We start from the raw sequence: 18103 nt of genomic DNA on the forward strand, positions 1-18103 counted from the left end.
CCGACGTGGGGCGAGGAGCGGGCGATGTGGGTCGATCATGCCGGGGGTCCGAAGGGCGCGCGCGTCCTTCCGAAAGGCGTTCACTATATTTTCCAGGTCATCGACGCCGCGGTGGCCGAACGGGCGGACGGCCGCCGTATTCCGATCGTTCTGATCACGCATGAGCACGGTCCCGGCGAGCCGGAGACGGCGGGTGAGGAAACGGCGCAGTCGTGGCTGGTCTCGGCGTACCGTGAACGCCTTTCCCGGCAGCGCGGGCCGGGCCGTGACGGCCTGGACAGCATCGTCCCGCACGCCTACGTCGACGACGCCGCGCTCGTGGCCTCGTACGAGCCGCACATCGCCCTGGTCGAGAGCGTCCGCGACCAGCTCAGACGCTCGATGCGGGGGAGCGGCGTGCTGCGGTTCCCCTGCCTCGACCCGTGCCTGACGATCCTGCGCACCGAGGCCGGCGTGGGCACGGCGAAGGACACCCTGCTGCGCGACACGCTGTACGCCGCCTACAAGGCCGAGCGCTCCTGGCTCGACTGGCTGCCCGAGCTCGCGAACGCCGTCGGCAAGCAGACCCCCTCGGGGGGATGGTTCGACGTGGTGCGGATACCCGCCTCCCGCCTGGTCCGGAGGGTGTACACCAACCGGCTCCGTCGCACGCACCGCTGGCTCGAAGGCGTGCTCCAGGCCCCCGGTGGCGACTTCCTCGGCACGGCGTTGGAGATCGTCAAGGACGGTCCCCGGCGGGGCAACGAACCGCTCGTCCAGCGAATCCTGCTGATGGCGCTCATGCGCGACCTCGCCAAGGCCGTGCGCGGCCCATGGCCGGGGTGGCTGTGGGGCCGGCGCCGCCCGGGACGGCCCTGGCCGTTCGTCGTCCTGCTCGGCACGGTGGGCGATCCCGGCGCGCCGAGCCGCGCGTTCCTCGACCGGTACACCGACCTCGCGCGGACCGAGGACCCCGCCCCGCTGATGATCCTCGGAGCGCTCACCGGGGAGGTCCCGCCCTATGCCTTTCCCCTCACGCCGGACGCCGGTCCCGGCGCGGCGCCGGCGCGCGGCCGTAGCGCGCCGATGCTCCTGGCGGACCGGCTCTCGGCGCTGTACGCCCGCGGCGACGACGACGGCGCCGGCGTCCACCTGCTGCCGCTGTCCGCGGAGCCGGACGAGGGCATGGACGCCGACTGGCTCCAGGCCAATCCCAAGGTCGTGCCGCCACGGGTCCGGCGGCGCGCGAAGGTGCGCCCGTACCTGCCCGTCATCGTCGCGTCCGTGCTGCTCGCGGCGCTGACGCTCGTCCTGCGCCCTGGACCGGCCCCGTCGGCGGCCCCCGTGAAACCGTCCTCGTGCCGGAAGACCAAGAACACCGACGAGATCGTCGGGGTGACCGACGGCCTGCGGTGCACGCTGGCCGGGCCGCAGGACACCGTGCTGCGGGAGCTGGAGCGGATCGCCGGAGAGCAGAACAAGGCCCTCACGCCCGGCCGGGCCTACCGGTCGGTGGTCTTCCTCGCTCCCCTCACCAACGCGAAGGAGAACGACAACGCGGTGCCGTCCGGCATCCCAGCCCTGCGCGGCGCGCTGCTCGCGCAGCGGCAGATCAACAAGGCGCAGGTCAGGCGGATGCCGGTCCGGCTGCTCATCGCCAACGCCGGCGAGCAGTTCAGATACGGGTCGGACTGGTCGAGGGACCGCGAGGGCATCGACGTCGCCCAGATGATCATCGACGCGGCGGCGGAGGAGCACGTCGCGGGCGTCATCGGCATCACGCAGAGCCGGCAGGAGTCGCTGCGGGCCGCGCACGAGCTGGACCGGGCGCAGATCCCCGTCATCGCGACGGGCACCGTGGGCAGCAAGATGGTGGACTTCGACGCCCCACCGCGGTACTTCCAGGTGTCGCCGACCAACGACCGGATCTCCCGGGTGCTGGCCGATTTCGCGGTGAACTCCGAGGACCTGCGGAAGCTCACCGGGCCCGGGCCGGCCACCGCGGTCATCGTCCACGACCCGGCGGACGAGTTCTTCAGCGCGGACCTCACCGACAAGTTCGGCGAGCGGTACCTCGAGGCCGGCGGCGACGTCAGGAAGATCGCCTACCTGGAGAAGGGCAACGACAGGAACACGCGCGACGTCGCCGAGGAGATCTGCCGGACGGTCAAGGCCACGAACGGCTTCGTCCTGTACACGGGGCGCTCGGGCGTGATGCCCAACCTGTTCGGCGCCCTGCAGCACGAGCCCATGTGCGAGAAGAGCGAAGGCACGATCGCGGTCCTGGCCGAGAGCGTCGATCCGGATCTCATCACCGCGCCCGAGCGCATGGGGCGCGAGTACCCGTACCTGACGCTGTTCTACTCGGCCTCCAACCCCATCGACGACGGGGACCTCAAGCACGCCTCCACCAGGTTCTCCCGGGACTTCCGCGAGACGTTCCACCGGGACGACCCCGACATCGAGGCCGCGGGCGGGTTCGACGCGCTGAACGTGCTCTCCGAGGTGATCAACGCGGTCTACACCGCTCACTCCGACGGCGACGTCCGCCCGAGCGACGTGTACCAGCACCTGCTCAACACCGGGATCACCCATCTGGGCGCGACCGGCAGGCTGAGGCTGGACGGCCGCCACAAGTACCCGCCGGACAAGGCCGTCTACATCCGTGAGATCGACCCGCAGGGGCGAATTCTGCCGCGCCTGGCCTGCGGGATCCTCCACAACACCGACGTGGCCACCACCTGGGGGCCCAAGGGCCGCCCGCACCCCTGCCCGCGCGACCCGTGAGCCCGTTCCGGCGTCCCGGGGAGGGCCGTCACCAGCCCGAGCGGATGGTCGCGACGACGTGGGCGCGATCCTCCTCCGACAGCCACCAGCCGACGGGGACGTGCACGACCCGGTCGTGCACGGCGTCCAGGTTGGGCAGGGCCTCGGCGGCGTCCGGCGGCAGACAGGTGTGGGTGTCGTTGCGCCGGACCACCGCGCTCGCCTGGATGCCGGCGTCCGCCAGCTTCCTGATGAAGTCGGCGCGCCGCTCCACCTTCACCGGGTACAGCCAGAACGACGACTCCTCGCCCTCGGGCCGCGCGGTCGGCTCCAGGCCCGGCACGCCCGCGAGGTGCTCGTCGAAGTGGGCGGCGTTGCGGCGGTGCAGCGCCACCCGGTCGGCGACGGTCTCCAGGTTGGCCAGGCCGATGGCCGCGGCGATCTCGCCGAGGTAGAAGTTGTAGCCCCATTCGGGCACGTCGTAGTCGCCGTTGACCCGGTCGGCGCGCCGGTCGATGCCGAAGAACCGCAGGCGCAGCGCACGGCGCAGCGACTCCTCGTCCGGGGTGACGAGCATGCCGCCCGCGCCGCACGCCAGGTGCTTGGTGGCGTGGAAGCTGAACACGCAGTAGTTGCCGTGGTTGCCGAGCGGCGTGCCCCGCAACGTGGTGCCCCACGCCTGCGCGCAGTCCTCGATGACGGGCGGGCGGAACCCGTGGGCCGCCTCGGCGTCGTCGAGGACGCGCGCCAGCCGTTCGACGTCGACCGGGTGCCCGGCCCAGTGGACGACCATGATGGCGCGGGTGGCCGGCGAGATCTTCTTGGCCAGGTCGTCCAGGTCCATGTTGAGCGTGCCCGGGTCCACGTCCACCCAGCGGACGCGGAAGCCGTTGGCGAGGATGGCCCAGTTGGTGGCCTCGAAGGTGAGGGCCGTGGTGAGCACCTCGCCGCGGTCGCCGTCCCCCGGCGGGTTCGAGCCGGGGGGACTGGTCGCGAGCCGCAGGGCCAGGTGCAGGCCGGAGGTCCCGTTGTTGACGGTCGCCAGGTGCGGGGTGCCGACGCGGGCGCGCAGGGCGTCCTCGAACTCCTCGACCCGCGGCCCGTGCCCGAGCACGGCGGTGCCGATGACCTCGCGCACCCGGTCGGCGGCGTCGGGCGCCAGCGCGACCTTGAACAGGGGGATCATGCCGTCCCTCACCTCAGGATCACCGCCGGGTCAGTGCCGGATGCCGACGAACAGCCCGCGGCCGGCCAGGATGTCGCCGGGCTCGACGTACTCCACGGTGCACCCGGCGCGCAGGAACGCCGACTCGTACTGCTCGGGCGAGAACAGGGTGAAGATCTGGACGTGCTCGAAGTGCCGCACGCCCGCGGAGTCGGCCACGACGTAGTGGGCCTGCTGGTGGACGGCGTCGCCGTGCCGCACCGACCGGGCGATGCGGGCGACCGTGCGGCCCTCGGTCCGGATCACGTCGTCGCCGATGTGCCCGTCGATGAACGTGTGGGGGAAGTACCACGGCTCGACGATGAGCACGCCTCCGGGGGAGACGTGCCCGGCCATGGTGGACACCGCGGCGTCCAGCTCGGCGGTCGTGCGCATGTAGCCGACCGTGCTGTACATGCTGGTCACGGCGTCGAAGGTGCGGCCGAGGCGGAAGTCGCGGATGTCGCCGGGGTGGACGAGCACGCCGGGCAGCTTCTCGGCCGCCGCCGCGCGCATCGTGTCCGACAGCTCGACGCCCTCGACGTGGTCGAAGACGGTCCGCAGCGTGCGCAGGTGCTCGCCCGTGCCGCACGCGACGTCGACCAGCGAGTTCGCGTCGGCCTTGCGCGCGCGGATCAGGTCGACGAGGATCCGCGCCTCGCGCGCGTAGTCCTTGCCGCGCCCCTGGTAGAGGAGGTCGTAGACCTCGCTGACCTCCGGCGCGTAGACGTTGGTGTCTCGCACGGAGAAATCTGTGGTCATCGGCGTCTCCCCACGGGTCGGTAAGGAGGGCCCGGTCGCGGCCCCGCACCTGAGCCTCCCGCCCGGGCGCCGCGGCGCGCATCTTCTGTCGTGCGGATCTCCGGCGCGTGCGGGGCGGTGATCGCGCCGGGCACCACGGCATTTCCGGAGAAGGTTCGCGGGGGCCCGGCGGTTAGCCTGAGCCTCATGCAGAGTAGCTGTCGGATTTGCGGCGGAGTGGTGCTGAAATCCATCGACCTCGGGCAGCAGCCCCGCGGCAACGGATTCCTGCTCCCGCGCGATGTCGAGAACGAGCTGACCTTCCACCTGACGATGGGACTGTGCGGCTCGTGCACGATGGCCCAGCTACAGGGCGAGGTCCCCCAGGAGCTCAGGTACCACGACTCCTACCCCTACCATGCCTCGGTGTCGGCCGTGCACCGCGAGCATTTCGAGGGCAACGCGCGCTACTTCCTGGAGCACGAGCTGACGGGTCCCGACCCGTTCATCGTCGAGATCGGCAGCAACGATGGGGTCATGCTCGCCACGATCGCGCAGGCCGGCGTCCGCCACCTCGGCGTCGAGCCGTCCAAGGAGGTCGCCGAGCTGTCCATGGCCCGGGGCGTGCGCGTCCTGTCGGAGTTCTTCGACGAGACGACGGCGACCAAGATCCGCCTGGAGCACGGGCCCGCCGACGTCATCTTCGGCGCCAACTGCATCGCCCACATCGCCCACCTGGCGTCGGTGTGCCGCGGGGTGGAGTCGCTGCTCGGGCCGGACGGGGTGTTCGTCTTCGAGGAGCCGTACTTCGGCGCCGTCGTCGACAACACCGCCTTCGACATGATCTACGACGAGCACTCCTTCTACTTCGCCGTCCGCTCCATCAAGGCGATGGCCGAGCGGTTCGGCCTGGAGCTCGTCAACGCCGAGCCGCTCCCGCTGCACGGCGGCACGATGCGGTACACGCTCGGACGGCCCGGCATGCGCACGCCCGCCCCGGCGGTCGCGGAGTTCCTGGAGGAGGAGCGCGCCCGGGGCCTCGGCGAGCACGAGACGCTGCTGCGGTTCTCCGCCCGCGTGGAGCGCATCCGCGACGACCTGAACGCCCTGCTCGCGCGGATCCGCGCCGAGGGTCACCGGGTCGTCGGCTACGGCGCCCCCGCCAAGACCACCACGGTGACCAACTACTGCGGCATCGGGCCCGACCAGATCCCGTACGTGGTCGACAACACCCCGGCCAAACAGGGCCGCCTGGTGCCCGGCACCCACATCCCGGTGCTGCCGCCTTCGGCGTTCCACGAGGACTACCCCGAGTACGCCCTCCTGTTCGCCTGGAACCACGCCGAAGAGATCATGGCCAAGGAGACCGCGTTCCGCGACCGCGGCGGCCGGTGGATCCTCTACGTGCCGGACGTCCACGTCCTGTGACCCTTCCCACGCCGGCCGGCCGCCCCTGACGGCGGCCGGCCTCGTGTGGTCTCCGCCGCGGCGGTCAGTCAGCAATCGGGGAGATGCGGCGGGCACGGCGAGGCGCGAATCATACGCCTAGATAGTCCTATTTCTCGCGGGCCACAGAGCGGAAAGGCCGGGGCGGCCCCGGCGGCGGTGCGCGGTGAATAGGGGGCCGAGGAATCACGGTCGCGGCCGGTGAGCGGTTCTCCGCTCGAAGTCCGAGCACCGTAGGCCACCGGCCAGGATCATCTAGGAAAGAGGAGCCCTCATTTGTCCGCGGAAACGTCTTCCATCGAGGTCAAGCCTCCCGAGGAGCGTCAGCGCGACCTGCCCGCGCTGACGGGGATGCGCATCATCGCCGCGCTTCTCGTCTTCCTCAGCCACGTCGTCTACCCGATGACCACGGGGAACCAGAACCCCACCACCCCGTTCAAGGACCCGGGCGTCACCGAGAACCTCGTCTGGTTCTTCTCGCCGGGCGGCTCGATCGGCGTCTCGTTCTTCTTCATCCTCAGCGGCTTCGTCATCACCTGGTCCTCGCGGCCGGGTAGCTCGACCGGCGCCTACTACCGCCGCCGCGTCGTGAAGATCCTGCCCAACCACGTGGTGACCTGGGGCCTGGCGATGCTGCTGTTCGCCGCCTCCTACACCCCCGCGTACGGGCTGCTGAACCTCATCCTGGTGAACTCGTTCTCGCCCGACCCGATGAACTGGGGCGGCGCGAACATGCCGGCCTGGTCGCTGAGCTCGGAGATGCTGTTCTACCTGCTGTTCCCGCTGCTGATCATCCCGATCAGGAAGATCCGCGACAGCCGGCTGTGGACGTGGGCGGCCATCGCCGTCGCCGCCATGGCCGCCGTCTGCGTCGTCACGCTGACGCTGGTGCCGGACGCGCCGGTCTTCCCCGGCGACGTGCTGTCGCTGAACCAGTTCTGGTTCGTCTACATGTTCCCGCCGGCCCGGCTGGTCGAGTTCGTCTTCGGCATGATCCTCGCCCGCATCGTCATGCGCGGCCGCTGGCCGAGGATCGGCTTCGTCCCCGTGACGGTGCTGCTGGTGCTCGGGTACGCGGCGGCGCTGTACCTGCCGCCGCCGTGGAACCTCACCCTGGCCACCTCGATCCCGTTCGGCCTGGCCATCGGCACGTTCGCCAAGGCCAACCTCGAGGGCAGGCGCACCGTCATGGGCACGCGCCCGATGGTGTGGCTCGGCAACGTGTCGTTCGGCTTCTACATGACCCAGGCCGTGGTGCTGTTCTGGCTCGTGCCGACGGTGCTCGGCACGTGGGCCTCGTTCGACGTCCTCGGCGGCACGCTGCTCGTCCTCGCCTACACCGGCGTCAACGTCGTCGCCGGCTGGCTGCTGTGGAAGTTCGTCGAGACGCCCGCGATGAAGTACCTGAGCCGGTCCAGGAAGCGGCCGGCGGACCGTCCCCCCGTCGCCCCCGCGCAGGAGCCGCAGGTCTCCGCCCAGACCACCCCGGCCTGATCCCATCCGTGTCCGCGCACGGCGGTCACAGAGCAAGGGAGTGGCGTACCGAGAGGTACGCCACTCCCTTCTTCTCTTCACCGCGATCCGCCGCGGCGGTCCCTCAGGAGGCGCCGCTGTCGGGCAGGGCCAGCCACCACGGGTTGGCGCGGGCCCACTCGATGGCCTGGACGAGCCCGTCCTGCAGGCTCGTCCCCGGCTCCCAGCCCAGCACCCGGCGGGCCTTGGCGTTGTCGGGCACGCGCCGGGTCAGGTCCTCGTACGACGCTCCGTACGTCTGACGCGTGTCCACGGCCAGGGTCTCGACGTCGGCCTCGGTCAGCTTGGCGATCAGCGCGATCGCGTCGCCCACCGCGGTCTCCGTCATCGAGCCGAGGTTGAACGACTCGCCCACCGCCTCGGGGCTCGCCGCCGCCAGCAGCGTGCCCTCCACGGCGTCGCCCACGTAGGTGAAGCACCGGGTCTGGCGTCCCTGGTCGTAGGTGACCAGGGGCCGCCCGTTGAGGGCGCGGTGCACGTTGCGGCTCACGATGTAGGCGGGACGCTGGCCGGGGCCGTAGGCGTTGAAGTACCGCACGATCGTGACGGGCAGGCCGTGCTGGCGGCCGAAGGCGTAGGTGAGGTGCTCGGTCAGCGCCTTGGCCGAGGAGTACGTCCAGCGGTCCACCGACGTCGGGCCGAGCACCCGGTCGCCGTCCTCGCTCCAGGGCACCACGGGGTTCTTGCCGAAGACCTCGCTGGTGCTGGCCACCACGACCCGGGCCCCCGCGCGCGCGGCGAGCTCCAGGACGTTGCGCGTGCCGCCGAAGTTGATGTCGATGACGTCGAGCGGCCGGGCCAGGTACTGGTCCACGCCGACGACGGCGGCCAGGTGGTAGACGACGTCCACGCCCGGCCTGATCGCCTCGGCGAGCCGGTCGAGGTCCCGGATGTCGCCCTGGACGTGCCGGACGTCCTCCCACGTCCGGCGCCGGTGTTCGGGGAGCGGGCCGGCGTCGAAGGTCGTCACCTCGTCGCCGCGGGCGAGGAGCCGGTCGACCAGGTGGCCGCCGATGAAGCCGGAGCCGCCGGTCACGACGGCGCGCGTGGCGCTCATCGGCCGATCCCCCGGTAGACGTAGCCCAGCTCGCGCAGCGAGGTGATCTTCGCCTCGGGGTAGTACGCCCGGCCGTCCAGCACCAGGCACGACGGCGAGACGGGCAGCGCGGCGAAGTCGATCTCGCGGAACTGCTGGTGCAGGGTCATCAGGGCCAGGCAGTCGGCGCCCTCGACGGCCTCGCGCAGGGTCGCGACCGGCTTGAGGTCGAACAGCTCCTCGGCCTGGACGGGGTCCACCAGCGGGTCGTAGAGACGCACCTTGGCCCCGGCCTTGCGCAGGGCGTTGACGGCCGCCTCGACCGGGGTGGCGCGCAGGTCGCCGGTGTCGCTCTTGAACGCCAGGCCCAGCACGGCCACGGTGGACTTCGCCGGGTCCTTGCCGAGGCGCTGGAGCTCCTCGGCGATGAGCTGCGCGGTGTACTCGGGCATCCCGGCGTTGACCTCGCGGCCGATCGGCGCGGTGAGGATCTCAAGGCCGCGCTCGCGCGCCGAGCGCCAGACCATCCACGGGTCCTTGACCAGGCACGACCCGCCGACGCCGACGCTCGGCAGCAGGATGTTCACCTTGCCCGCGCCCTTCGGCACGGTGTTGGCGGCCCCGATGACGTCCAGGACGTCCACCTCGAACAGCGCGCAGAACTTGGCCAGCTCGTTGGCGAGCGCGATGTTGAGGTCGATCCACCAGTTGTCGGCGAGCTTGACGATCTCGGCGGACTCCGGGGACGGCAGCGGGACGACCTCCACCTCGAAGGTCCTGCGCCAGAACGCGGCGGCGGCCTCGGTGCTGTCGTCGTCCATGCCGCCGACCACGATGGGCAGCTTGCGCAGCTCGCGCAGCGCGGTGCCCTCGGCGAAGCGCTCGGGGGTGAAGGCCAGGCCGAAGTCGTCGCCCTGGACGAGTCCGCCGCGCTCCAGCAGCGGGAGCACCAGCTCGCGGGTGGTGCCCGGCGGCACCGTGCTCTTCAGCACGACGAGCTGGCCGGCGCGCAGGTGGCGGCTCACCTCGGTGCACGCGCCGCGGAGCTGGCCGTCCACGAGGGAGCCGTCCGCGCGGACCGGCGTGCCCACCGCGATGATGACCACGTCGGCGGCGGTCAGCGCGGCGTAGTCGGTGGTGACCCGGAGGCGGCCCGCCGCCATCGAGCTGAAGAGGAGGTCGGCGAGCCCCTCCTCGTGGTAACGGCAGTGGCGTGCGGTGAGCTCGTCGACCAGACGGGCATCATTGTCCACGCCGATGACCTCGCAGCCGTGGTCCGCCAGGATCGCGGCGAAGCAGGAGCCGACATATCCAAGGCCGACAATGGCGACTTTAGGCTCCCGGTGCTCAGGTAGAAAACGCATGTACGCTCCCGTCGAGAGAATTGGGACTCCATCACGTGGGTCGAGGCGCGGCATGGCGACCCCGCATCCGGTCAGGAACGCCCCGAGGGTCGACCCCTCTCACCCCACATGGTCATCCGGCGTCGTTACGCACGGCATCTCTTGAAATGCGAGGCGGTAACACGCGGCCCCGGCGCGCGGAAAACACGCGCGGTATTCCAAAGAAGGCGCCTCATTCGTGCTTTGCCGCACCGCAATCCAGGAGATGCGGCGGGTGAGGCGGGCCGCCGATCCTGTGGAGGTGAACGCCGGGCGGGTATTTCCCCCGCCCGTCCCCAGGTTTCCTCGCGGGAGAGCGGCTGTCGCGGCCCTCCTCGATTCGTCTCCGGCCGCCGCGGGCGAGCGCCCGAGGGCGGGGCGGCCGACAGCCGCCCGGCGGAGCGACCGCCCCGCACGTCCGCCGAGACCGTCCAGCACCGTCGATCCGAGGAGTAGAGGACCGGAGATGAACGACCACAAGGCACTGATCCTCGACGAGGTCCGCAAGTTCCACCAGGACACCCAGACCGACAAGGGGTTCGTGCCGGGCGTCACCGAGATCTGGCCCACCGGCGCGGTGCACGACGTGGAGGACCGGGTCGCCCTGGTCGAGGCGGCGCTGGACCTGCGCGTCGCCGCCGGCACGCGGGCACGCAAGTTCGAGTCGCTGTTCGCGCGCAAGATGAAGCGGCGCAAGGCGCACCTGACCACCTCGGGCTCCTCGGCCAACCTGCTGGCCGTCTCCGCCCTGACCTCGCCCAAGCTGCAGGAGATGCGGCTGCGCCCCGGCGACGAGATCATCACGGTCGCGGCGGCGTTCCCGACGACGGTCAGCCCGATCCTGCAGAACGGCCTCGTGCCGGTCTTCGTGGACGTCGAGCTCGGCACCTACAACCCGACGGTCGAGAAGGTCGCCGCGGCGATCGGGCCGAAGACCAAGGCCATCATGATCGCGCACGCGGTCGGCAACCCGTTCGACGTGGTGGACATGGCCGCCCTCGCCGACGAGCACGACATGTTCCTCATCGAGGACAACTGCGACGCCGTCGGCTCCTTCTACGACGGCGAGCCGACCGGCTCGTTCGGCGACCTGTCCACCGTGAGCTTCTATCCCGCCCACCACATGACGATGGGCGAGGGCGGCTGCGTGCTGACCTCCAACCTCGCGCTGTCGCGCATCGTGGAGTCCCTGCGCGACTGGGGCCGCGACTGCTGGTGCGAGCCCGGCGAGAGCAACACCTGCCTCAAGCGCTTCAGCTACCAGATGGGCACGCTGCCCGCCGGCTACGACCACAAGTACATCTACTCGCACGTCGGCTACAACCTGAAGGCGACGGAGCTGCAGGCCGCCCTCGGCCTCAGCCAGCTCAACAAGGTGGACGACTTCTGCGCGGCCCGCCGCCGCAACTGGCGCCACCTGCGCGAGGGCCTGGAGGGCACCCGCCACCTGATCCTGCCCGTGGCCACCCCGCGCAGCGACCCGAGCTGGTACGGCTTCGTCATCACGGTCGACCCCGCGGCGCCGTTCCAGGCGTCCGAGCTGATCGCCTTCCTGGAGGACCGCAAGATCGGCACCCGGCGGCTGTTCGGCGGCAACCTGCTGCGCCACCCCGCCTACATGGAGCAGCCGCACCGTGTGGTCGGCGAGCTGACCAACACCGACATCATCACCACCCAGACCTTCCACGTCGGGGTCTACCCGGGCCTGACCGACGAGATGATCGAATACGTCGTCTCCTCCATCAAGGAGTTCGTGGAGGCACGTGGATAGGCGCGCCGCGTCCACCCCCGACCGACCGTGACGTCCTGACCCCAAGGAGACGAATATGCGCGTGATGCTCACCGTCTGGCCGCAGATGTGCCATTTGTACCCGGTGATCCCGTACGCCCAGGCGTTGCAGAACGCCGGGCACGAGGTGGTCGTCGCCGGCCCGCCCGGCGCCGTCGAGCACGTCGTGGCCGCCGGGCTGACGGCCGTCGTGACCCGCGGCGACGAGGCCCCCCAGTCCGCGCAGGACTGGTCGCGCGACGACCTCGTGACCGACCACGCCGAGCTGGCCCGCCTCGCCGACGCGCTCGGGGTCGCGCCCGCCGACCGCGACAACTGGGATGTCTTCTACCAGTTCCTGCTGTTCGGCGTGAAGTTCCACCTGCCGCCGCGGCCCAGCGCCGACAACCTGAGCCTGGTCGAGTTCGCCCGCGCCTGGCAGCCCGACCTCGTCCTGTGGGACCCGTGGTTCCCGGCCGGCGCCGTGGCCGCCCGCGCCAGCGGCGCCGCGCACGCCCGCATCCTGATGGCCCCCGACTACAGCGGGTGGGCCGTCCAGCGGTTCGCCGACGCCCGCGCCGCGGGCACGCACGAGGCCAACCCGCTCGCCGCGGCGATGGCGCCCCTCGCCGAGCGGTACGGCGTCGAGGTCGACGACGAGCTGCTGCTCGGGCAGTGGACGATCGACCCCATGCCCGAGGGCATGCGCCTGCCGGTCGACGCCTCCTCGCTGCCGGTCCGCTGGATCCCCTACAACGGCGGCGGCGAGAAGCCCGAGTGGCTGTACCGGCGGCCGGAGCGGCCCCGCGTGGCGCTGTCGGTCGGGGTGTCGACGCGGCTGTACTTCAAGGGCGAGTGGCGCACCCCCAAGATCTTCGACGCGGTGTCCGACCTGGACATCGAGCTGGTGGCGACGCTGAACAAGGACCAGCTCGAAGGCGTCACCCGGATCCCCGACAACGTCCGCACGGTCGACTACGTGCCCCTCGTGCAGCTGCTGCCGACCTGCTCGGCGAGCATCAACCACGGCTCCAGCGGCACCTTCTGGACCTCGGTCGCGGCGAACCTGCCGCAGCTCGTCGCCGACACCGACGAGCGCCAGGGGCAGGCCATCACCGGCGAGGGCGAGGACGCCCAGTTCGTCATCCCCGAGCGGCACATCCTGTCCAAGCTCGCCGCCAAGTACATCGTCGACAACGGCGCCGGCCTGCGCCTGGACCACCAGACGCAGTCGGTGGACGAGATCCGCACCTCGATCGTCAAGCTGCTGGAGGACCCCTCCTTCAAGGACGGCGCGAACTCCGTCCACGACGAGTGGCTGGCCAAGCCGACGCCCGCGGGCATCGTCGCGGACCTGGAGAAGCTGACCGCGCGGCACCGGCGGCGCGGCTAGGCGCCAGAAGAGAGCCAGGAGAGACAGCCGATGAAGGCTCTGGTGTTGGCGGGCGGGTCCGGCACCCGCCTGCGGCCCTTCAGCTACTCCATGCCCAAGCAGCTCATCCCGATCGCCGGCAAGCCCGTGCTGGAGTACGTGCTGGAGAACATCCGCGACCTCGGCGTCACCGAGATCGGCGTGATCGTCGGTGAGCGCTCCCACGAGATCGCCGACGTCATCGGGGACGGCGCGCGCTTCGGCGCGCGGGTCACCTACATCCCGCAGGACCGGCCGCTCGGGCTCGCGCACTGCGTCACGCTGGCGCGCGGCTTCCTCGGCGAGGACGACTTCGTCATGTACCTCGGCGACAACATGCTGCCCGACGGCGTCGCCGACGTCGCCGAGGACTTCCGGGCCGCGCGCCCGGCGGCGCAGGTGGTGGTGCGCCGGGTGGCCGACCCCCGGGCGTTCGGCGTCGTGGAGGTCGACTCCACCGGCGCCGTCCGGGGGCTGGCCGAGAAGCCGGAGCACCCGCGCAGCGACCTCGCCATGCTCGGCGTCTACTTCTTCACCCCGGCGATCCACGAGGCGGTCGCGGCCATCGGCCCGAGCGCCCGGGGCGAGCTGGAGATCACCGACGCCGTGCAGTGGCTGCTGAGCAACGGCGCCGAGGTCAAGGCCAGCGAGTACCACGGGTACTGGAAGGACACCGGCCAGATCGAGGACGTGCTGGCCTGCAACCGCAGGCTGCTCGGCGGCCTGACCCCCGCCGTCCACGGCGACGTGGACGAGGCCAGCGTCGTCCAGGGGCGGGTCGTGGTGGAGCCGGGGGCGCGCGTGGTGCGCTCCCGGCTCGTCGGTCCCGCCGTCATCGGCGCGGGCACCGTCGTGGAGGACAGCCACATCGGGCCCGGCACCTCGGTCGGCCGCGGCTGCGTGCTGCGCGGCACCCGCATGGCCGACTCCATCGTGATGGACGGCGCCTCGATCTCGCGGGTGTCCGGGCTCGCCGGCTCGCTGATCGGCCGCTCGGCCGTCGTCGGCCCCGCCGCCGCGGACCCGGCCGCCTACGGCGAGGCGCGCCACGTCCTGGTCGTCGGCGACCACACCCGCGTCGAGATCGCCGCCTGACGCCCGCCCCGCGTCACGCGGGCGCGGGCGCCGGGCGGTAGGACAGGACGGCCACGCCGGAGTCGAACGTGGTGGCCTCGGCCAGCTCCAGCAGGGACCTGGCGCCCTCGCGCACGATCTGCGTGCCGGGGGCGGTGGTCCCGACCAGGACGGGGTGGAACCAGATCTCCAGCTCGTCGAGCAGGCCGTGTTCGAGCAGGGTGTGGGCCAGCCGGCCGACGCCGTAGATGAGGATGCCGCCGCCCGGCTCCTCCTTCAGGGTGCGGATCCGCGCGATGACGTCGTCGCGGATGACGGTCACCGGGCCCCACTCGGTCTTCTCGATGGTCGCGGAGACGACGTACTTCGGCAGGGTGTTCATCCGGTGCGCGAAGCCCTCCAGGCCCGGCTGCTCGGGCATGGTGGGCCACGCCTGGGCGAAGCCCTCGTAGGTGAGCCTGCCGAGCAGCAGGGCGTCGCTGGCGAACAGCGTGTCGCGGGCCCGCTTGGCGGCCTGCTCGTTGAAGTAGGGCACCGACCATTCGGGGTTCTCGATGACGCCGTCCAGCGAGGCGTACACGACGGCGGTGATCTTGCGGGACAAACGGACCTCCATGAGTGGATCTGTCGTGTGATGGGGTGGCGCGCGGCCGTCGGGCCGGTCACGCGCGACGGCCGGCCCCGATCGCGCACCGCCGGACGCGGCGGTGCGCGATCGGTGACCGGCCGTCTGGGAGGACGGGGCCGTGGCCGCCTCAGGTGAGGTGCTTGGTGACCAGGGCGGAGATCGGGGCGATGTTGGTGTAGTCGCCGGGGGTGAAGCGGGTCTTGGTGACGGCGAAGGCGATGTCGTTGGTCAGGTCGACGTCGGCGACGCTGCCGCCGGCGCCGGGCCAGCCGATGATGGTGGCCTCGGCGGGGGCGTCGGGGACGGGGCGGCCGATGGAGTAGCCCAGGGCGTATTGGGTGGGCATGCCGAAGATCTGGTCGGTGTCGGCGACGGCGACCTGGGAGATCTCCTTGAGGCGCTGGTCGGAGACCAGGGTGGTGCCTTCGATGTGGCCGGCCAGGGCGGCGTACACCTTGGCGACGCCGCGGGCGGTCATGGTGCCGCCGGCGGGGATGTCGGCGGCCAGGTAGTCGTCGCGGTTGCACAGTTCGGCCGACAGTTGGACGGCGGGGGGTGCGATCTTGAAGAAGGTGGGCATCATGGCGCGCAGTTGTTCGAGGTCCATCTGGGGGCCGACCTGCTCCAGGCGGGCGACGCGGGAGAGTTCTTCGGTGGGGACGCCGAGGTAGATCTCGCGCTGGAGGCCCAGGGGGGTGGCGATCTTGTCGTGCAGGACTTTGGAGATGGGGTCGCCGGTGGCGCGGCGGACGATCTCGCCGAGGATGTAGCCGAAGGTCTGGGGGTGGTAGCCGACCTTGGTGCCGGGTTCCCACCAGGGCTGGGTGTCGGCGATGGCGGCGGTGATCTTGTCCCAGTCGAGCAGGTCTTCGGCGGTGGAGTCCTCCGGGACGCCGGGGACGCCGACGGTGAAGGCCAGGGCGTGGCGGATGGTGGCGTCCTGCTTGCCGTGGGCGGCGAACTCGGGCCAGATCTGGGCGATGGGGGTGTCGTAGTCCAGGACGCCTTGTTCGGCCAGGACGTGGATGAGGGTGCTGGTGAGGGATTTGCCGGTGGAGGCGACGTAGACGGGGGTGTCGCTGGTGAGGGGGCGGTCGGTGGCGGGGTCGGTGCCGGCCACGGCGTCCACGACCAGGTCGCCGTCCTTGTACACGGCGACCTGCAGGCCCCGCTCGGCTCCGGACTCGACCAGCTCGTCGATGGTCTTCTGCACTTCCTGCTGAAGGTCGCTCATCACTGTCCTTCTGATGGTGGATGTCGGGCAGCGCGTGCCGGCGCGGGCCGGCAGCGGGATCGTCGTACCGATCGAAAGGTCCAGCCTTGCCGGGACCTCTCACAATTTTCTACCGATGGCCGTCAACCGACAACGCGACGCCGATAGACAGCATTCTCGAAGAAGAATGCCGGAGGCCCGGCGTGAAGCTTTCCCTGGTCAGCATGACGCAATGTCCTCCGGCACGCCGTGCGGCCCCGCGGCGGTACCGGTGCGGTAGGGGTGACCCCTGAACCGTGCATAAGCCACATTCCTCCTCACCTATTCCGGTCCCGCGTTTTCCCGGCGCGCCGCCGTCCTTGACAGTCCCCGGCGGGCGATCTATAGGCCGTCCGGCCTGGCCCGAATCGCCGTCTTCCCGCGTGTGAACGCGCAGGAAACGCCTGCCTTCATACCCCCGGAACAGGCACGCGTCCCCGGAAGGGAACGCAGCATTCCAAAAGATGCACCGGGAAGTCCCGCGGCGTGACGATAACGCGGTGAGGAATCGGCGAAACCCGCCATCCCGCGCGGTGAATCCCTTATTCGCATAAGCGGGCGCGCGGTGGGCGGCGGGCGCCGGTGCCGTGCTGAACCGGACCGCCTCCCGGCCATTGGCCTCGGTAAGTCCAGCAGCCAGGCGTGCCGCCGGGCTGAAAACCGCCTATACACGAAATAGGTGCTCCAATGCGTCCATTCAAAATCGAGATCCCTCAGGCCGACCTCGACGACCTCAAGCGGAGAATCGCCGGCACGCGCTGGCCCGACGAATTGCCGGGCGTCGGCTGGGAGCGCGGTGTTCCCGTCGCCTACCTCAAGGAACTGGCCGAATACTGGCGCTCGGGCTACGACTGGCGCGCGGCCGAGGAGAAGCTGAACCGCTTCCCGCAGTACATCACCGAGATCGACGGCGCCGACGTGCACTTCCTGCACGTCCGCTCGCCCGAGCCCGGCGCGACCCCGCTGATCATCACGCACGGCTGGCCCGGCTCGTTCGTCGAGTTCATCGACGTCATCGGCCCGCTCACCGACCCGCGCGCCCACGGCGGCGACCCGGCCGACGCCTTCCACGTGGTCATCCCGTCGATCCCCGGCCACGGCTTCTCGTCCCTCACCCAGACCGGCTGGGACGTCCCCCGCGTCGCGCGGGCGTGGGCCGAGCTCATGAGCCGCCTCGGCTACGACCGCTACATCGCCCAGGGCGGCGACTGGGGCAAGGTCATCTCGCTGCGGCTCGGCCTGGAGGACCCCGAGCACGTCGCGGGCGTCCACATCAACATGCTGGTCACCTTCCCGCCGAGCGAGGCGGCCATCGCCGAGCTGAACGCCGAGGACATGAGCCGGCTCCAGCACGGCGGCCACTTCCAGCAGGACGGCACCGGCTGGCAGAAGATCCAGTCCACCCGCCCGCAGACCCTGGCCTACGCGCTCACCGACTCCCCGGTCGGCCAGCTCGCCTGGATCACCGAGAAGTTCTACGAGTGGACCGCCTCGGAGAACTCCCCGGAGGAGGCGGTGGACCGCGACGAGCTGCTGACCAACGTCACGCTCTACTGGCTGACCGCGACCGCGGGCTCCTCGGCGCAGTTCTACCGCGAGTCCTCCTACGGCGACGCCGCCTTCGCCCAGACCTGGGGCGGCCCCTGGCCGCTCACCATGCCGGCCGCCGTCGCGGTCTTCCCCGGCGACGCCACCCGGCCGATCCGGTCGTGGGGCGAGAAGGTCATCCCGACCATCACCCGGTGGACGGAGTTCGAGAAGGGCGGCCACTTCGCCGCCATGGAGCAGCCCGAGCTGCTCGTCGGTGACGTCCGCGCCTTCGCCCGCTCGCTGGTCCGCGAGCCGGCCCGGGCCTGAACAGGCGACGTGAGCAGGAGAAAGGT

At 70.9% G+C, this 18103-nt stretch carries 13 protein-coding genes; 7 read left to right on the top strand and 6 right to left on the bottom strand.

Features of this window, described 5'->3' with window-relative positions:
• The first annotated feature begins 24 nt into the window (after window positions 1–24).
• A complete protein-coding gene (locus BJ981_RS29420; RefSeq protein WP_184616684.1) occupies window positions 25–2766 on the top strand; it encodes a type 1 periplasmic-binding domain-containing protein in 2742 nt (913 codons plus the stop codon).
• Window positions 2767–2794: 28 nt separating this feature from the next.
• On the opposite strand, the gene BJ981_RS29425 is transcribed toward BJ981_RS29420, so the two are convergent.
• Window positions 2795–3931, bottom strand: coding sequence for a DegT/DnrJ/EryC1/StrS family aminotransferase (locus BJ981_RS29425; RefSeq protein ID WP_184616685.1), 1137 nt, complete (start codon window positions 3929–3931; stop codon window positions 2795–2797).
• Between the two features lie 30 nt (window positions 3932–3961).
• Entirely contained in the window at window positions 3962–4711 is a 750-nt protein-coding gene (locus tag BJ981_RS29430; RefSeq protein WP_184616686.1) for a class I SAM-dependent methyltransferase, read from the bottom strand.
• 186 nt (window positions 4712–4897) lie between these two features.
• On the opposite strand from BJ981_RS29430, the gene BJ981_RS29435 reads away from it, so the two are divergent.
• Window positions 4898–6118 (top strand): class I SAM-dependent methyltransferase, encoded by a 1221-nt coding sequence (locus tag BJ981_RS29435; RefSeq protein WP_184616687.1) that lies wholly within the window; start codon window positions 4898–4900, stop codon window positions 6116–6118.
• A 294-nt stretch (window positions 6119–6412) separates the two neighbouring features.
• Window positions 6413–7630 carry an acyltransferase family protein gene (locus BJ981_RS29440; RefSeq protein ID WP_184616688.1) on the top strand — a complete coding sequence of 406 codons (1218 nt, stop codon included), beginning with the start codon at window positions 6413–6415 and terminating at the stop codon, window positions 7628–7630.
• Between the two features lie 103 nt (window positions 7631–7733).
• Here BJ981_RS29440 and BJ981_RS29445 read toward each other — a convergent pair whose 3' ends face one another.
• Both BJ981_RS29445 and BJ981_RS29450 read right to left on the bottom strand, forming a co-directional pair.
• Window positions 7734–8726: an NAD-dependent epimerase/dehydratase family protein gene (locus BJ981_RS29445; protein ID WP_184616689.1), complete on the bottom strand. Its 993-nt coding sequence runs from the start codon at window positions 8724–8726 to the stop codon at window positions 7734–7736.
• Window positions 8723–10069: a nucleotide sugar dehydrogenase gene (locus BJ981_RS29450; RefSeq protein ID WP_184616690.1), complete on the bottom strand. Its 1347-nt coding sequence runs from the start codon at window positions 10067–10069 to the stop codon at window positions 8723–8725. The genes BJ981_RS29445 and BJ981_RS29450 overlap by 4 nt, the downstream gene beginning before the upstream one ends.
• Window positions 10070–10553: 484 nt before the next feature.
• Between BJ981_RS29450 and rfbH the strand changes: the two genes are divergently transcribed.
• From rfbH to BJ981_RS29465, 3 genes are read left to right on the top strand one after another with little or no spacing between them, the layout of a single operon-like run.
• On the top strand, window positions 10554–11858 hold the full coding sequence (gene rfbH / locus BJ981_RS29455) for a lipopolysaccharide biosynthesis protein RfbH (RefSeq protein WP_184616691.1): 1305 nt from the start codon (window positions 10554–10556) through the stop codon (window positions 11856–11858).
• 55 nt (window positions 11859–11913) lie between these two features.
• Window positions 11914–13248, top strand: a complete 1335-nt coding sequence (locus BJ981_RS29460; RefSeq protein WP_184616692.1) for a nucleotide disphospho-sugar-binding domain-containing protein — start codon at window positions 11914–11916, stop codon at window positions 13246–13248.
• A 30-nt stretch (window positions 13249–13278) separates the two neighbouring features.
• Window positions 13279–14361, top strand: a complete 1083-nt coding sequence (locus BJ981_RS29465; protein WP_184616693.1) for a glucose-1-phosphate thymidylyltransferase — start codon at window positions 13279–13281, stop codon at window positions 14359–14361.
• A gap of 13 nt (window positions 14362–14374) precedes the next feature.
• On the opposite strand, the gene BJ981_RS29470 is transcribed toward BJ981_RS29465, so the two are convergent.
• Together BJ981_RS29470 and BJ981_RS29475 are read right to left on the bottom strand one after the other, a co-directional pair.
• Window positions 14375–14944 carry a dihydrofolate reductase family protein gene (locus BJ981_RS29470; RefSeq protein ID WP_204070558.1) on the bottom strand — a complete coding sequence of 190 codons (570 nt, stop codon included), beginning with the start codon at window positions 14942–14944 and terminating at the stop codon, window positions 14375–14377.
• Window positions 14945–15095: 151 nt separating this feature from the next.
• Window positions 15096–16202: a serine hydrolase domain-containing protein gene (locus BJ981_RS29475; RefSeq protein ID WP_184616695.1), complete on the bottom strand. Its 1107-nt coding sequence runs from the start codon at window positions 16200–16202 to the stop codon at window positions 15096–15098.
• A gap of 705 nt (window positions 16203–16907) precedes the next feature.
• On the opposite strand from BJ981_RS29475, the gene BJ981_RS29480 reads away from it, so the two are divergent.
• Window positions 16908–18077 (top strand): epoxide hydrolase family protein, encoded by a 1170-nt coding sequence (locus BJ981_RS29480; protein ID WP_184616696.1) that lies wholly within the window; start codon window positions 16908–16910, stop codon window positions 18075–18077.
• Window positions 18078–18103 lie beyond the last annotated feature (26 nt).

The sequence above is a fragment of the Sphaerisporangium krabiense genome (assembly GCF_014200435.1).
GTDB classification, from domain to species: Bacteria; Actinomycetota; Actinomycetes; order Streptosporangiales; family Streptosporangiaceae; genus Sphaerisporangium; species Sphaerisporangium krabiense.

What these genes read in the sequence shown, in the direction of transcription:
- BJ981_RS29420 (WP_184616684.1), top strand. Translation starts at nt 25, where the DNA reads ATGTGGGTCGATCATGCCGGGGGTCCGAAGGGCGCGCGCGTCCTTCCG.
- BJ981_RS29425 (WP_184616685.1), bottom strand. Translation starts at nt 3,931, where the DNA reads ATGATCCCCCTGTTCAAGGTCGCGCTGGCGCCCGACGCCGCCGACCGG.
- BJ981_RS29430 (WP_184616686.1), bottom strand. Translation starts at nt 4,711, where the DNA reads ATGACCACAGATTTCTCCGTGCGAGACACCAACGTCTACGCGCCGGAG.
- BJ981_RS29435 (WP_184616687.1), top strand. Translation starts at nt 4,898, where the DNA reads ATGCAGAGTAGCTGTCGGATTTGCGGCGGAGTGGTGCTGAAATCCATC.
- BJ981_RS29445 (WP_184616689.1), bottom strand. Translation starts at nt 8,726, where the DNA reads ATGAGCGCCACGCGCGCCGTCGTGACCGGCGGCTCCGGCTTCATCGGC.
- BJ981_RS29450 (WP_184616690.1), bottom strand. Translation starts at nt 10,069, where the DNA reads ATGCGTTTTCTACCTGAGCACCGGGAGCCTAAAGTCGCCATTGTCGGC.
- rfbH (WP_184616691.1), top strand. Translation starts at nt 10,554, where the DNA reads ATGAACGACCACAAGGCACTGATCCTCGACGAGGTCCGCAAGTTCCAC.
- BJ981_RS29460 (WP_184616692.1), top strand. Translation starts at nt 11,914, where the DNA reads ATGCGCGTGATGCTCACCGTCTGGCCGCAGATGTGCCATTTGTACCCG.
- BJ981_RS29465 (WP_184616693.1), top strand. Translation starts at nt 13,279, where the DNA reads ATGAAGGCTCTGGTGTTGGCGGGCGGGTCCGGCACCCGCCTGCGGCCC.
- BJ981_RS29475 (WP_184616695.1), bottom strand. Translation starts at nt 16,202, where the DNA reads ATGAGCGACCTTCAGCAGGAAGTGCAGAAGACCATCGACGAGCTGGTC.
- BJ981_RS29480 (WP_184616696.1), top strand. Translation starts at nt 16,908, where the DNA reads ATGCGTCCATTCAAAATCGAGATCCCTCAGGCCGACCTCGACGACCTC.